Here is a 14,816-nt window from a genome sequence, read left to right as displayed (position 1 = left end):
CAATTTATATGAAAAGAACAGCTAGTGTAGGGAATTTCTTTCAAACCTTTCCTCTATTTATATATTTTCTTCAACTTATCAGAAACCGCGCCACCTATAATCATTAATATAAGAGGTAGAAAGTTCATCACATACGGTGCGTCTGCTACAATTGTAACGCTCGCTCCTGCAAACTTATTTAACATCCACACAATGATTTTTGTAACAAACAAAAATACGCCCATCATAAATAGACTATCGAAAAACACCTTCCATTTCGGATACGCTAATTGCTTACTATCCTCAATTACTTTTTGCGTCAACTCTTCATCACTCCTCAATAACTCATCAATTGTAATACCGAACAGATCACTTAAATGAATAATAATTTCAATGCTCGGATAGTTCTTTCCCGTCTCCCATTTCGAAACAGATTGCCTACTTACATGAAGTTTTTCAGCCAAATCATTTTGGGACCAATTCCGTTTTTCTCGTTCTTCTTTTAAACGCTCACTAAAGATCATACTGTGTTTATCACCTCTCTACGCCTAGTATGGTCAAATAAATGATGAAGAGTAAAGCTAGTTATCGTTGCATAACCTACGCAACTTATGAGTTACCCCTTAACATAGAGTCATTGCGCACTTTATGTCATGCAAATTTTTTATACTTTTCTTCTATAATAATTTCCCGAACAATAATATACATAACGGATCCCAATAAAAACAGGACTAAACATAAAAACACGCCCTCTGTTTTAGAATAATAAACAGAAAGCGTTCCTTTTTTATAAACTGTATTTAGAAATTATTATTTAAGGTATTTCCCCAAATCATCTAAGTTTCTCGTATGATTTAGAATGATTACATACTCAATTTCAACTTCTGTTACTACCATTTCTAATACTTGATGGACTTCAATATAATCATTTTCATATTCTTTTGCCGAAGCTACAATCTCTTCTAAGGTTCTTACAAATGTTTCAGCACTCCAGTCTTTTGTTGACAACGCCACATAGGTTTGAAATTTTTTTGTATTCATGTTAGTTCACATCCTTTTTAAAATTAATAAAATTATATATTAGATAAAAAAAATATAAAATACTCTCTTGTATAAATCAATTACCTTTTTATTTAGTACATCTTCAATTTTAAAATGACAGCTAATAAACGAAGCATACACTTTTCTCTTATACAAATATTTCATACAACAAAAAAGAAGAGAAATAAAATATATTCCTCTTCTTTACAATCTCTATTAAAGTAATACCGAATCTTTATCACTATCCTGATTACGTTTCTCACGCTCTTCTTCTAAACGTTTCATATATACTTCGCCTTCTTTTTCAATAAACTCATTATCCATCTCTTGCTCTTTTTTCGAAGTATATAAAACCATGTAGCCACTTAGTACAATCCCAACAATTACAAGATACACCCACCATGGTAAAATTTCCAAATCACTTCATTCCTTTCTTTAGACAAGCCTTATTAGTTTCACTGTATGAGGAAAGAAGTGGATTTATGCTTAAAAACTTTTTATTGTGGATGCTTTGAGAAAAATGCTTGTACATATTCCATAAATTCGATTGGCTCTTGGCGGAACGGAGCATGGTATCCTTTTTCAATAATATGAAATGTACTATTTGTAAATAACTGATGATACAGCTCACCGTTTTTCCAAGAAACGCTCTTATCATGTCGTCCCCATATAATTAAAGTCGGTACTTTAATTTTATCGGCCTCCATCGCAATGCGGCGCTCTCTCATTTTCGTAAGCTGATCGTAATGCTCTTTATCATCACGACTATTTTTCACTTCATTTTTATTATAATCCGTAATCTCTGTTACTGTTTGAAGATCCGTTGATAGGGGCGGCACTTCATAACTTTCTTTTTGCTGGAAAGACTCGATTCCTGTAGAATCCGCCAAAACGAGATGTGTCACTGCGTCCGGATATAAATACGCTAAATTAAGGGACATCTCTCCCCCCATCGAATGACCAAGTACCGCAAACTGATCGTATCCGAGCTTCTTCATTAACTTATAATATAAATTCACTTGCGCAGGAAACGAATACTGAAAATCAACCGGCTTAGAAGAACGCCCAAATCCTAAAATATCAACTGCAATAATCGTGTGATCTCTCGCAAGTTCCGGATAAATATCACTAAACCCATCTGAAGAACCACCAAATCCATGAAGCATAAGTAAAGGCGGCTTCCCCTCACCAATTTGCTTAAAGTAAATCGTCTGCCCATCAATCTGTGCCATACTCTCTTTCGTATTCAGCTTCATCATAACAGTATCTTTCACTTCTCTAACCTTCGCAATCGGCTTATCGACGAAGTTACATACTACTAACAAAACGAGCACAATACCGCTAATCATATAAAACTTAAACCGTTTCAAAATTTCCGTCTCCTTTCTCATGTTGCTATTTAAAGTTTTTACATTTTTTGGTTGTTTTATGATTGATTTTTTAATTGTAACTAAATCAGTTACAATTATATTAAAAAAATATAACTCATCTCTATTACTGATGGTTATTTTGTAACTATTATAGTTACATATTAAAAGTAAGTCAATTCTTTTCTCTGCATGGCCAAAAAATAAAGAAGGGACTTCCATATGAAGTCCCTTCTTTATTTTTATTATAGTTGGCTTACTCCGCCGCCGTCGCCTCTATTATCTGCAGGTGCTCCACCCGTGTCTCCAATGTTAACGTAGTCTGGTCTTGCTGGTGCTCCACCTGTGTCTCCTATATTAACGTAGTCTGGTCTTGCTGGTGCTCCTCCCGTGTCCCCTATATTTACAGCTTGATTTGTAAAAGAACTATTGAATCCAATTGATAATACCCCTACTAATGCAGCCCCAACAATAGCTAAACGAAATTTCTTCATTATTTTAACGCTCCCTTTTCCAATATATTTTTTTGAGCCTTATTATTCATATAAAAATATTTACTTGCCTTAACATGATCATCAACTTCATAAAATTTCATTGCTAAAATTTCAGTGTATTCTTGAATACAATCCCATAATCTTTCTCTCTCAAAATAAGAAAGGCCTTTTAAAATTACATCTTCAATAATTGATATAGAAGAATTTCCATTGAGTTCTTTCAAAATTTTAAACCGATGTTGAAATTCTTTTTCGCCTAAATCAATACAAATATTTAAACCTTTTTCAACAATTGGATTCGCTAAATTATATTCTCCTAATTTGTAATGTTCACGTGCTTCTACAAACAAGGCTTTAAAATGTTCTGGGTAATTTTTTGTCACCTCAGATATATGGCGAATCGCTAATTCTGAAAGGTTTTGACTGGCATAAAGCCAAGCTAAATTATGTCGAACCATTAGCATATATTTTTTTTGATTTGCTTTTTGCAATACTTCCATAGCAGCATTAAAGTTCTCTTCCGCTAATTCATAGTGATCTATGTCTACGCAACATAGCCCAAAAGTATTTTCACATAACCCTACTTTTATTTCATAGCCTGGATATTTCAAAAATGCCGCTTTGGCTCTATTCAAGTAATCTATTGCATGAACTTGGTCATATTTTTGGTAATAAAAATTCCCCATTCGATAATTAAACTCCGCATGCTCTATCGGATCTGCAATATATTTCAATAACTTCTCAGCTTGTTCATACTGTTCTTTCGCTTCGTTATAATTTGAAATTAATGTACAATGAAACCCTTTAAAGAAGTGATAGTAATACGCTAGAAAGCCTTCTGTCGGAATTTCGAAAGATTCCACTTTATCAAAACTATCTTCTCTAACCCCAATCCAATCAACTAATGCATCGTATCTAAAGTTCAATAACGCATGATAAAGTAATACATCTTGATCCACTTCCAAACCACTAATCTTACTATCAATCTCCTCTTTCATTTCCGTAACTTGCTCTATTTGTTGCTGCAACATTACACGATACCAATCATCTAAAGAATGTTTCATTTGCTCCTTCGTTACTATATTCGTTCCCATACCTTCGCCTCTCCCTTGCCAAATTATAAATTTGGGATATTTATACAATTATCCAAATTGTATATTATCACCTCTTTTCTATGTATTGAAAAATAATTATCAGAAAATTTATAATTTAAAATCATTATACCAAATATTTCTATTTCGAAAACTTGAGAAACATTTGTCAGAAAACTTTATAGACCAAATAAAAAGCAAGCAGTTCCAGCACTCTGCTAAAACTACTTGCTCTTCTACTTACTATCTCTGTTTTTACTCTTTAATAAATTCCTTCGTACTTCTCACTGTATCAATTGGACGAACTAATTTTTCAATTTCTTCACGTTTTGGCTCTAGGAATGGAGGTAAAGATAATTTTTCTCCAAGTGTTTCGTATGGCTCATCTCCCATAAACCCTGGGCCGTCTGTTGCGAATTCAAATAAAATTTGCGGTGCCACTCTTGCGTATAATGACTCGAAGAAGTGACGGTTTACATAACCAGATGAAGGGAGACCAACGCTACCTATTCTTTCAATCCATTCTTCTAGTACCGCACGATCTTCTACGCGGAATGCAGCATGGTGAACTGTACCAAAACCTTGTTGTGCTTCAGGAAGAACTGTATTATGTTCTACGATGATAGATGCACCGTTTCCACCTTCGTTCACTTCAAATAAATAGAATTCTCCTTCTTGCGCAATCTCTTTAAATAATAGAACTTTTTCTAACACTTCTTTAAAGAAGCTAAAGTTCGCAATACGAATGAATACAGGTCCTAAACCAGTAATTGCATATTCTAATGGAACTGGACCGTTTTGCCACGGTGTACCTGATTCTATCCCTTTATCAAGTTCATCCGAGATTAATTGATAGTGTTGATCATCAAAATCAACGAAAGAAAGAGTTTTCTTACCAAATTGCTCTTTAATTCCTGTATGTTCCACTTCAAGACGGTCAAAGCGTTTCACCCAATATGATAATGCTGCATCAGTTGGAACGCGGAATGAAGTTTTTGAAATTTCATTTGTACCGTGTACTCCTTTTGGAACACCTGGGAAGTCAAAGAATGTCATATCTGTTCCGGCACTACCTTTATCATCTGCAAAGAATAAATGGTACGTTTGAATATCATCTTGGTTTACCGTTTTTTTAACTAAACGCATTCCTAAAACATGAGTGAAAAACTCATAGTTCTTTTCTGCACTACTTGTAATCGCTGTAACGTGATGAATTCCTTTTAATTGGTTCATTTTATATTCCTCCAATGGTTTTCATTTATATATTAAATTTGTATTTTTTCTTCTATTACTTCTCTTCAATCGGAGCTAAATTTGCTTCAATTTCTGCTCGCTGATCTTCTAAGAATGGTGGTAAATCAAGTTTTTCTCCTAAATGCTCCACATCTCCATCAACTGTAAATCCTGGTCCATCTGTCGCAATTTCAAATAGAATTCCGTTTGATTCACGGAAATATAAGCTTTTAAAATAGAAGCGGTCAATGATTCCTGAAGAATGGAAACCTCTTTGTTTCACCTGTTCTTCCCAATAAGCAAGCTCTGCATCGTTTTTCACACGAATCGCTAAATGGTGAATGCTACCGCGGCCCGGCTTTTCAGAAGGACCGTCCAAATATTTCACAACGATTTCCCCAAAGGCCTCTCCTTTAATAGACTGAAAAATTGCTTCTTCGTCATTTCGGCTAACCTCTGTATAACCAAACATCTCTGTAAGTGTACTCGCCATTTTATCAAGTCTACGCACTGTCATTTCCACAGCACCCATTCCTTGAATTTGATGCTTTGCAGGAACTTCTGATTTCTCCCACGTCTCCCAATGCTCCACTTTTTCTCCGTTTGAAACGAGTAGTACTAAGCGAAGACCTTCAGCATCCTCAAATTGCAAAGCAGGACGATTTGCATATGTTGTCATTTCACTATGTTTCACATCAAATTTCTCAAATCGTTCTTTCCAGTAATGTAAGCTTTCCTCGGAAGGGACGAGTAATCCAATTCGAGTAATTGCATTCGTACCACGATATGTTTTTCCTACTAAAGGAATTTCAAAAAATGATAGCTCCGTACCTGGGCTTCCTGTTTTATCTCCATAAAATAAGTGATACATTGACGGATCGTCTTGATTTACCGTCATTTTCACACGACGTAAACCAAGCACGTTTTTATAAAAGTGATTATTTTCATTTGCGTTTTTCGTAACCATTGAAATGTGATGATGCCCTTTAATTTCATACATCGGTCATTCCTCCGTTTCATTTTACTAGTCAAGTGACAACAAAAAAATAATATGCTTCTTAGCTTTTCAATTTATTCTCATTATGTTTTTATAACTTAGTCGTAGTGTTTACTAAATAAGCTGCATTGAATTCATTCATAAATTACTTTGTCTTGTAAACCGAAAGTAACTGAGTATATGTTTTTCAGATGACTCATTTGCTTTCGTTACTATCACTTTACAACTCAAGTGATTAAAAAGCAAGTAAAAAATCTCGAATTTGAGATATTTTTTTTGTTAAATAACATTTAGGGTGTAAAATCATTAATTTCTATGTGGGATAGCGTCACATCACTATCAAGCTAAAGACTCCAGGCTCCCCATGCCCCAAAACAAAAATTTTATCTCACCACAGTTGGTTGTTTATGAGAATTCAGTGTACTTTTGTCGTTTTGGAGAATAATGAAATTCTTAATCTGATGGCGATGAGGAGTTACATTATTTTTCTTCCTACCACAAATGAGAGATACTAACTCAGAGAAGATCTTCTGGTGCATAGCCTACTCGTTTTAAAATCACTTTCTTTCATATCAAAGTATTCTAATCCTACTACATCACCCGGCAACGTATCCGATGTAAATTGAACACGCTAAAAAGCCCCATCAATACTTTTCGCAAGAGTTTTGGCTAATGTTGTTTTCCCTGTTCCTGGTACGTCTTCTAATAAAACATGTCCATTTGCAACTAATGCCATCATCGCTAAATCAATTACTCCTTCCTTTCCTACAATAACCTTTGAAACGTTTTCTTTAATTTTTTCTAATATGTTCATATTCCTTATCTCCTTTATATTATTTGATTTTTCTGATATTTTATCACAATAAACATTTTCCACAAACTAGAAAATATAGATTTTGTTAGTGCTATCCCTTATTTTGAAGGGCTGTTCTTTTAAGATCTAATAACTAACGTTCTTGGACTAAAAACACGCGAGGTTCTTGGTTTGAGGACATTATAAAATTCATAAGTTGATGGATGTAGGATATCGCCAGCATTTTTGAAAAAACAAGCTAAGAGTATGCAAGATCTTATACAGTTTTTCAGCTAATTCAGCAACAAACGAGGACTCTAAAGCCGCTCCAGGATAGGAATGTATTAAAAAATGCATAGATCCATAAAACAAAAAAAAGGAAGTTCCCTTGTGAGAATAGGGGTTCCTCCTTGTCCTTGCTACCGATAATAAGACGTTATGTTAACCTTACATGAATATCATATACAACCAAAATTATACAACATATCACTTCCTCCAAATGGTACAATTAGGAAAAAGGGGAGGGAAGTATGAAAAATAAAATACTTCTAATAACATTCATTTTAGCTGCTTTATTTGTAGCTGGAGGTTTTGCGTTCTTCTACTGGATCAAAATATTCCCATTCAACTAAAGAGACCTAACTACCGATAACACTGATTATATGAACGAAAAGCCCCTTGAGAAAATCTGAAGGGGCTTTTCTAGGTTTCTAGATAGATTGACTCCTCATAATGAGACGTTATGTTGACCCCATATGTATAGAATATACAGTTAACTAAAAATGAAAAGTTTACATTTTTTATTGTTTCTTATAAGTGGATTATTTGCATTCCTGTTTATATAATTTAAACGAATAAATAGCTCCAATAAAGAATACAAAAGCTTCAAATAATATAAAGATTTGACGGAAATTCTCAATATCTTTACCAACTAAAGAAATAAATATAGCATTCATTAGAATCTGAATAGTAAACATACGAGAAGTAATTTTTAAATAAATAGCATTTGTTCTTTCATATGGTTTACCAATTTTTTTGTAAATAATAATAAGTGCAATTACTGAACCCAAAAATAGAAGTGCTGTAAGTCCTACAACGATATTGAAATTGCCTGTACTTTCTAACATCCATTTATTTAATAGATCAATCATTATTATCTTCCTTTCCTACATAAGAGAATATTTCGTTCTTCTTTTTCACTATAATAAAAAAAGAAAAAGGAAAACATCGAACTTTCTTACAAACATTCGTGTATTCTTACAGTTTTGTCATTTTGTAAATGTATTCAGCGCCTTGCCTTTCACTATTTTCTTTGGAAAACATAGTGAATTACGAGAAAGAACGCTACAAGATCAACTTCCGAGAACGAGAATTATGTAAATAAGCTGCCCATATGGACAGCTTATTGTATTTTTTCTGAAATGCTGGCGGTACTCCGATCTAGTCGAGGAAAGGCACCTTAGGGTGTCTTTTTTTATATAGGGATCCCTCCCACCTTTTAACAAAAATATATGCTAAACAAATTTCAACTCTTATTTTTAGGCCTATTGTACAGGCTGAAGCGATTCTAAGTATCTGCCATATTAAAGTTGATATGCTCCCATTCTAGTGGTGAGATATGTTTTAATCGTTCTTCGTTAACCCCATGCGTACTTCTTAACTATTTCATTTAATTTTTAATACAAAAACAGCCTCACTAAGCTTTTAACGCTTAATGAGGCCATTCTATTTACAATCTTAATTATGGAACGTCGGTTTATAGAATGAACGATTATCAAGTGCGAAGACACGTTCAGTGTATTCACCTGGTTTTGTGCGTCCTAATGCGCGGTCCATCATATTCATTTTTGCATCTAAGTTGTCGATGTAGTGCAGAATTTCTGCTTCTTTTACTAATGGTGGTTTTGGGCTACCCCATTCTGCTTTTCCGTGGTGAGAAAGGACGATGTGCTGCAAGATTAATACTTCTTCTGCATCAATTTGCAATTCGTCTGCTGCTTTCCCAATTTCGTTCACCATGATAGAAATGTGGCCTAGTAAATTTCCTTCTAACGTATACGTTGTAGAAATTGGACCAGATAGCTCAATTACTTTACCAAGGTCATGTAAAATAACGCCTGCATATAGTAAGTCTTTATCTAACGATGGGTATAGAGCCGAAATAGCTTTCGCTAAATCTAGCATCGATACGACGTGATAAGCTAGTCCAGATACGAACTCGTGATGATTTTTCGTCGCTGCTGGATATTCTAAAAACTCATTTTGATGCTTATTTAATAAATGTCTTGTTAGACGCTGAATGTTCGGGTTTCTCATTTCAAATATGTATTGCGTAATTTTCTCAACCATATCTTCTTTTTTCACGGGTGCTTTTTCTACGAAGTCCGAAATATCTGTTACTTCATTTTCATTCGCAACTCGAATTTGTTTCACACGTAATTGAATACGTCCTTTGTAGTTTAAAATATCTCCAGCTACTTTAACGATTGTTTCTGCTACATATTGTTTCTCAACTTCTGGTGATACATCCCATAGCTTCGCTTCAATATCTCCACTTGGATCTTGTAAGATTACTGTTAAAAACGGCTTTCCATTACTTGCGAGACCTTTTGTCGCTGTTTTAATTAACAAGAAAACATCGACTTGTTCACCAACTTCATATTCTGCAATTTTCTTTTTCATTCGAATTCCTCCACCAAATCAGTTACTTTTAGTATAGCACACTACAACTCATTTTCTTTACGCTTATGCGTTAATTTTATAATCTGTTCTTCTGTGAAATACGTTAACAAATGCGCATGACATGTAAAGAAGATGACTTGTCTATCTTTCGCAATTTCCTTTATTAGTTCAATCGTTCGATTCGTCCTTACCGCATCAAAATGCACGAAACTATCATCAATAATAAATGGATAATCATGCTCAAATGTTTTCGCTAATGCAAATCGTAACGATAAATACAATTGCTCCGCTGTCGCTTGGCTTAGTTCATGACTGTAAAAACGTATACCGTCGTTACGTTCAACAATGAACGGCTCCGCCTCTGACGGTGAAAAGATTTTACTATAGCGCCCGCCCGTTAAATAGACGAAATACTCTTCTGATTTTTGTAAAATACGAGGCAAATGTACCTCATGATAGTATTGCTTCGTTTTCGTTAACACCGTCTTTGCTGCCGCATAAGCAGCCCACTTTTTCACTTGTTCGCGCACTTGCGCTTTTTTCATTTCCCATTCATGCATTAAATCACCGTACGTACTGCCTTCTTCTAAATTCTCAATTTCCATACGATGTTTCGCAATGCGCTCTGTCAGTTCTTTCTCTTTTGCAAGACAGTTTCGCACGACTGTCATTTCTCGCTTTAATTTTTCCTCATAACCTTCAGCTTCATAATGTTCAGCTAATGACAAACTCGTTAAACGCTGCTCTAAAAGCTCAATTTGCGGTAATAAACGCCCCACTTGTTTCTCTGCATCTTCACATTTCTCTGCCAGTTTACCTGCTTCTAAAAACATCTCTTCATCTGTAGCCTCTGCAATATTCCATAATGCATTTCGTTCTACTAGCAGTTGTTTCAATTGCTCTTGCATGAACTCATATTCTTCTTGCCATTCCGTCAGCTTCTCTTTTAGTTGCTTACAAGTTTGGCGCTTTTCTTTCTCATTTTGCATACGACTTTGTGCCCCGTGCAGCTTATTATACTCCGCGCTACCGATAACAGTTTCTAGTTTATGTTCAAAGTGCGAAATCATTTCATATAATGAAGATTTCCTCGTGCTTTGTTTCTCTACTTCACGATACAGTTGCTGCATTTTTTCAATCCGCTCAAATGCCGGCAATATGTGTGCATACGTATAAAATTCAGGGAACATATAGCGCGTTTTATACGCATCGACTTGTTCTCCTGCGCGGAACGTTTCTCTCTCCCATTCCTCATACGATGAAACGACTTTATCATAAGCTCGTTCCATTTGCTGTAACTTATATGACTCGCGCTCAAATAGCTTACGGATCTCTTCATCTTTTTCTAATTGATAGCGAACGGACATCGCTTCTTCACTTTGTCTTCCGCCAGCACTTTGCTGAAGAGTAAGAAGTTCTTCTTGTAATCCACTTGACGGATCTTTATACAAAACAAGGGCGAGAACAATCCCTACAAAAACAATGACACTAATAAATAAAAGCTGGCGGTTATCTATAAATAAGCTCGTGAATAAAACACCTGTGTTAATAAGAAGTAACAAAAGACAAACTCTTTGCCACTGCTTTTTCTTTTGCATAGCCGCTCCTGCTTTTTCCTCATACTTACGCTTCATTCTCTCAGCACCCATACCGATAAACGCCGCATCTTGGAACGATTTTTCTTTCTCAGCTAACGTATTTCGCTCTTCATCAGCTAACATTTGTTGCTTAATCTGTCTTATGTTTTCCTCTTGTTCTTCTAATTGCTCCTGCGCTACTTTAAAGCGATCATCAAGCTGTGCTTTTTGCGTTTCTAATTCACGCGCATTTTGCACTGCTTGCGTAATTAACTCTTTCGTTGCCAAACTCATATCAAACGAAAGGACTGTTTCTTTTTCAAAAGTAGCACCGATTTGTTGCTCTAATTCTGCTATTTCTTCTTTTATATTCGCAATATTCCCCGTCATATCTCGCATTTCTTGGCGTGCATTTTCATACGACATATGCTGCATGCGAAGTTCTTCAACATAACTTTCTTTTTGTAAAAACTCTTCATCTATTTGAATCGAGGCAATTTCCAATTGCACATTCTCGATTTTCTTATGGAGCGAATCAACTTGTAATTGAATTGGCTCCATCTTCGCCTTTATCGCTTCATAGCGCGCCGTTCCGTTTACAGGAAATTGCCTTTTTTCATATTCTAACACTTTCTCATGCGCATGCTTTTCAATAACGAGAGGCTCAAGCGCTGCTAATATTTCATAATCTTGCTTTCGCTTTTCCGCGTTCTCCTTCTCCGCACGAACAGAGGCAAGCTTCTCTTCATCCTCTTTTAACTGCTCGACCTGTTTTTCATACGTGCCAATTTTCCCTTGCCACTCTTTCATCTTCTCTTCAAGCTTCTTCATCTCTTGCAGTGACATATTAATCTCTGGCTTACGACCACTCGGCTTAAAGCGCTGATCCATTTCTTTCTCTAGCTTTTTATCGAGCTGTAATAACGCATCGCTTCCAACTGCGCTTGCTGAAAATAAATAATTGCCGATATCCGATTCGCCGAGCTGATGAATATTTTGAAGACCGTGCATATCAAATGAAAAGACCGATTCAAATAAACTTTCATTCATCCCACTTAATATATCGTGTAAAATCTCCTCGCCGCCCGTTTTTCCGTCTTCAAAATAAACGGTCACCTCGCCAGCTGCCGTCTTTGGCAATCGTTCAATTTTCAAACGGCCATACTTCTCTGTTTGTACAGTCATGGCACCGCCATACTTGCCGCCTTCTTTCGGCTCATAACGGCGCTGTCCTCTCGTTGGAAAACCGAATAAAATACTTTTCATAAATGAACGAATTGTTGATTTCCCAGCTTCATTTTCACCGTATAGCACCGTCAGCATCGACAGATCCATTTCCACATTTTCTAATTTTCCGTATCCATAAATATGGAGTTTTTCCATTCTCATTTCTTATCCCTCTCTTGCTGGAATAATTGTTCTAAAATAATATTTTCCGCTTCCTTTTGAATCTCTTTCTTCTCTTCTTCTGTAAAAGATTCAATACTATTACGCGCTACAGGAGATGTCCAAATGGCGCGCAACACGCCGTCCATATTTGTGAAAGCTTCTAACTCTTTCAGTACACTACCGACAAAATGATTTTCTTCTTTCAAACGCTCTATTTCTGCAAAAGAAACCGTCTCATTTTTCCACTTCATCGCATATACGAAATCTTTTCGCTCTTCTCCAGATGCTAAAATGTGAAAAATCTCTTCCACACGCTTTTCGTCACGCAAATAAGGAGAAAGCGGCCCTTGTCCTGTAAATACGACAGTTAGTAGCGTCCCTCCCTCTTCTCTTCGACACTCATTCATCGCAGTAGATATGCTCGTCATAATTTCATCAACAGTTTCAAGTCCATCAATATTCACTTCTATTTCATCCCATACAACATCTGCCGTATGGAAAAATGAGCAATGCGTTCCTTGTTTCGTAAGTTCAATAAGGTACGCACCCTTTTCCCCTGTCTCTTTACGATGACGCCCTTGTATGTTACCTGAATAAATAATGTACGGCTCTTCTGATAAAATTTCACGTTTATGTATATGGCCAAGAGCCCAATAGTCAAACTGCTTTTCTTTCAGCTCACGAATTTGAAACGGTGCGTAGCGATTATGCTCTGCATCTCCTTCCACACTTCCGTGAAGCATGCCAATATGAAAAGGCGCATCACTCATTTTCGTAAACTGCGCTGTCATATTATCCGTTACTGCTTGCTGCAAATAACTAAATCCGTAAATAGAAGCTAACAGTTCACCATTTTTATAAAATGATTTCTCTTCTACATAAGGCTCCGTAAACACATGAACATTTTCTGGAAACTCAATTGCAGCCCAGCTCCCACCTAAATGGTCATGGTTACCATGAATAATAAAAACAGGGATATCGTACTGCGAAAGTCTCTTCATTTGCTCACGCACAAACACTTGCGCCCGCAAACTTCGCGTCTCCGCATCATACAAATCCCCGGCTAGTAATACGAAATCAACGCGCTCTTGAATCGCTTTATCAATAATACGTTCGAACGATTCAAACGTACTTTGCTTCATTCTCTCCCAAACAGACTGCGGTACATTCATTTCCATCCCTTTAAACGGACTATCCAAATGCAAATCAGCCGCATGTATAAACTTCACTTGTTTCACAAATAACGATCCTTTCTATATTTCAAAAGTTTCATTTTATCCTGTACTAACGGGCAATAGGCAAAGAAGGCAATCTGAAAGTTAACTGCCCTTAAATACCCGATTGGCTCCACTAATAATAAGCAGGGGATGAAAAACTCCCCTGCTTATTAAAGTGTCACTTTATTGTAACATGCAATGTCATATATTTCTTTGCATATTCTAGTGATTTATGCCAAAATAGTTATAAGATTCTGATTTTAATTTTTGGAGGGAATTTTCATGGGAGTATACGTTCTAACAGTCTTTGAAAAAGATGGTTCAAAAGCATTGGACGAATCATTTGAGGCGGCAACTGAAAAAGAAGCGAAAGCAAAAGGTGAATCTATTTTACAAGAAAAAGGATTGCACGAAAAAACACATCGCTGCACATCTTCTGCAGGTAAGCTCGTTTTATTCCAGCGCTAAAAAAAGAAGCGTCATCCGCTTCTTTTTCACTCTACTATATCTTCGTCGCACCACGTAAACTCCACATCTAGAATGCGATTACCGATACGTACGCGTTTATTCCATTTACCTGTTTGGATCTGATGTTGCAATTCTGCCTTCATCTTTTCCGTCCAGTTATGAATCGTTTCACTACCGTCGTACGGATATACACCCGGAAACTCTTCCTGCAGAAGGTGTAAGCTCTCTGCATCAAAATGAAAATGGAAGAAGTAGTTTGCTGTAAGCGATGGTTCTTGTAAACGTAAAAAATGATCATCAATTTGCTTTCTATTTCTATAGAAAGTAAAGATATTCACTTTACCGCTCGTAATTTGGTCAATTTGAATTTCGTGCTTCTCTATAATCACGTCTTGCCCACCTCGTTATATACTACCTTTAGTATATATGTCTTTTGCAACAAAGTTAACCATTTTCGCACGAAATTCATTTCCTTCATTATATTACCT

Annotated in this window: 14 protein-coding genes and 1 pseudogene; 1 reads left to right on the top strand and 14 read right to left on the bottom strand. The window is 36.0% G+C overall.

Annotated features, from left to right (window positions below; genetic code table 11):
- Nucleotides 1–53: 53 nt before the first annotated feature.
- From DPQ31_RS05330 to DPQ31_RS05265, 13 genes and pseudogenes are all read right to left on the bottom strand, one after another.
- On the bottom strand, nt 54–503 hold the full coding sequence (locus DPQ31_RS05330; protein ID WP_016107969.1) for a helix-turn-helix domain-containing protein: 450 nt from the start codon (nt 501–503) through the stop codon (nt 54–56).
- A 286-nt stretch (nt 504–789) separates the two neighbouring features.
- Entirely contained in the window at nt 790–1,020 is a 231-nt protein-coding gene (locus DPQ31_RS05325) for a hypothetical protein (protein ID WP_199632831.1), read from the bottom strand.
- Nucleotides 1,021–1,236: 216 nt separating this feature from the next.
- Nucleotides 1,237–1,437, bottom strand: coding sequence for a sporulation YhaL family protein (locus tag DPQ31_RS05320; protein ID WP_000404439.1), 201 nt, complete (start codon nt 1,435–1,437; stop codon nt 1,237–1,239).
- An 80-nt stretch (nt 1,438–1,517) separates the two neighbouring features.
- Complete coding sequence (locus tag DPQ31_RS05315; protein ID WP_033663243.1) at nt 1,518–2,390, bottom strand: alpha/beta fold hydrolase; 873 nt, start codon at nt 2,388–2,390, stop codon at nt 1,518–1,520.
- A 242-nt stretch (nt 2,391–2,632) separates the two neighbouring features.
- Entirely contained in the window at nt 2,633–2,881 is a 249-nt protein-coding gene (locus DPQ31_RS05310; RefSeq protein WP_097958796.1) for a Phr family secreted Rap phosphatase inhibitor, read from the bottom strand.
- Entirely contained in the window at nt 2,881–3,975 is a 1,095-nt protein-coding gene (locus DPQ31_RS05305; protein ID WP_208731648.1) for a response regulator aspartate phosphatase, read from the bottom strand. The genes DPQ31_RS05310 and DPQ31_RS05305 overlap by 1 nt, the downstream gene beginning before the upstream one ends.
- A gap of 252 nt (nt 3,976–4,227) precedes the next feature.
- Entirely contained in the window at nt 4,228–5,205 is a 978-nt protein-coding gene (locus tag DPQ31_RS05300) for a ring-cleaving dioxygenase (RefSeq protein WP_097958794.1), read from the bottom strand.
- A 55-nt stretch (nt 5,206–5,260) separates the two neighbouring features.
- A complete protein-coding gene (locus DPQ31_RS05295; RefSeq protein WP_097958793.1) occupies nt 5,261–6,205 on the bottom strand; it encodes a ring-cleaving dioxygenase in 945 nt (314 codons plus the stop codon).
- Nucleotides 6,206–6,749: 544 nt separating this feature from the next.
- A pseudogene (locus tag DPQ31_RS05285) lies at nt 6,750–7,016 on the bottom strand (AAA family ATPase); the annotation flags it as partial.
- An 800-nt stretch (nt 7,017–7,816) separates the two neighbouring features.
- Complete coding sequence (locus tag DPQ31_RS05280; protein ID WP_000566287.1) at nt 7,817–8,146, bottom strand: hypothetical protein; 330 nt, start codon at nt 8,144–8,146, stop codon at nt 7,817–7,819.
- Nucleotides 8,147–8,732: 586 nt separating this feature from the next.
- The gene (yhaM, locus tag DPQ31_RS05275) at nt 8,733–9,677 is read right to left on the bottom strand and encodes a 3'-5' exoribonuclease YhaM (protein ID WP_000726648.1); all 945 of its coding nucleotides are present in this window, start codon (nt 9,675–9,677) and stop codon (nt 8,733–8,735) included.
- A 41-nt stretch (nt 9,678–9,718) separates the two neighbouring features.
- Complete coding sequence (locus DPQ31_RS05270; protein ID WP_097958790.1) at nt 9,719–12,643, bottom strand: ATP-binding protein; 2,925 nt, start codon at nt 12,641–12,643, stop codon at nt 9,719–9,721.
- A complete protein-coding gene (locus tag DPQ31_RS05265) occupies nt 12,640–13,881 on the bottom strand; it encodes a metallophosphoesterase family protein (protein WP_208731647.1) in 1,242 nt (413 codons plus the stop codon). The genes DPQ31_RS05270 and DPQ31_RS05265 overlap by 4 nt, the downstream gene beginning before the upstream one ends.
- A 261-nt stretch (nt 13,882–14,142) precedes the next feature.
- Here DPQ31_RS05265 and DPQ31_RS05260 point away from each other — a divergent pair, with 261 nt between their 5' ends.
- Nucleotides 14,143–14,328, top strand: a complete 186-nt coding sequence (locus tag DPQ31_RS05260) for a YhzD family protein (RefSeq protein ID WP_000539550.1) — start codon at nt 14,143–14,145, stop codon at nt 14,326–14,328.
- A 26-nt stretch (nt 14,329–14,354) separates the two neighbouring features.
- Here DPQ31_RS05260 and DPQ31_RS05255 read toward each other — a convergent pair whose 3' ends face one another.
- Nucleotides 14,355–14,717, bottom strand: coding sequence for a hypothetical protein (locus DPQ31_RS05255; RefSeq protein WP_097958787.1), 363 nt, complete (start codon nt 14,715–14,717; stop codon nt 14,355–14,357).
- Between the last annotated feature and the right edge of the window lie 99 nt (nt 14,718–14,816).

Source organism: Bacillus sp. COPE52, from assembly GCF_003355115.1.
Lineage (GTDB): Bacteria > Bacillota > Bacilli > Bacillales > Bacillaceae_G > Bacillus_A > Bacillus_A toyonensis.
Note: the sequence above shows the minus strand (reverse complement) of the source record. Positions and strands in the feature narration are given on the sequence as shown.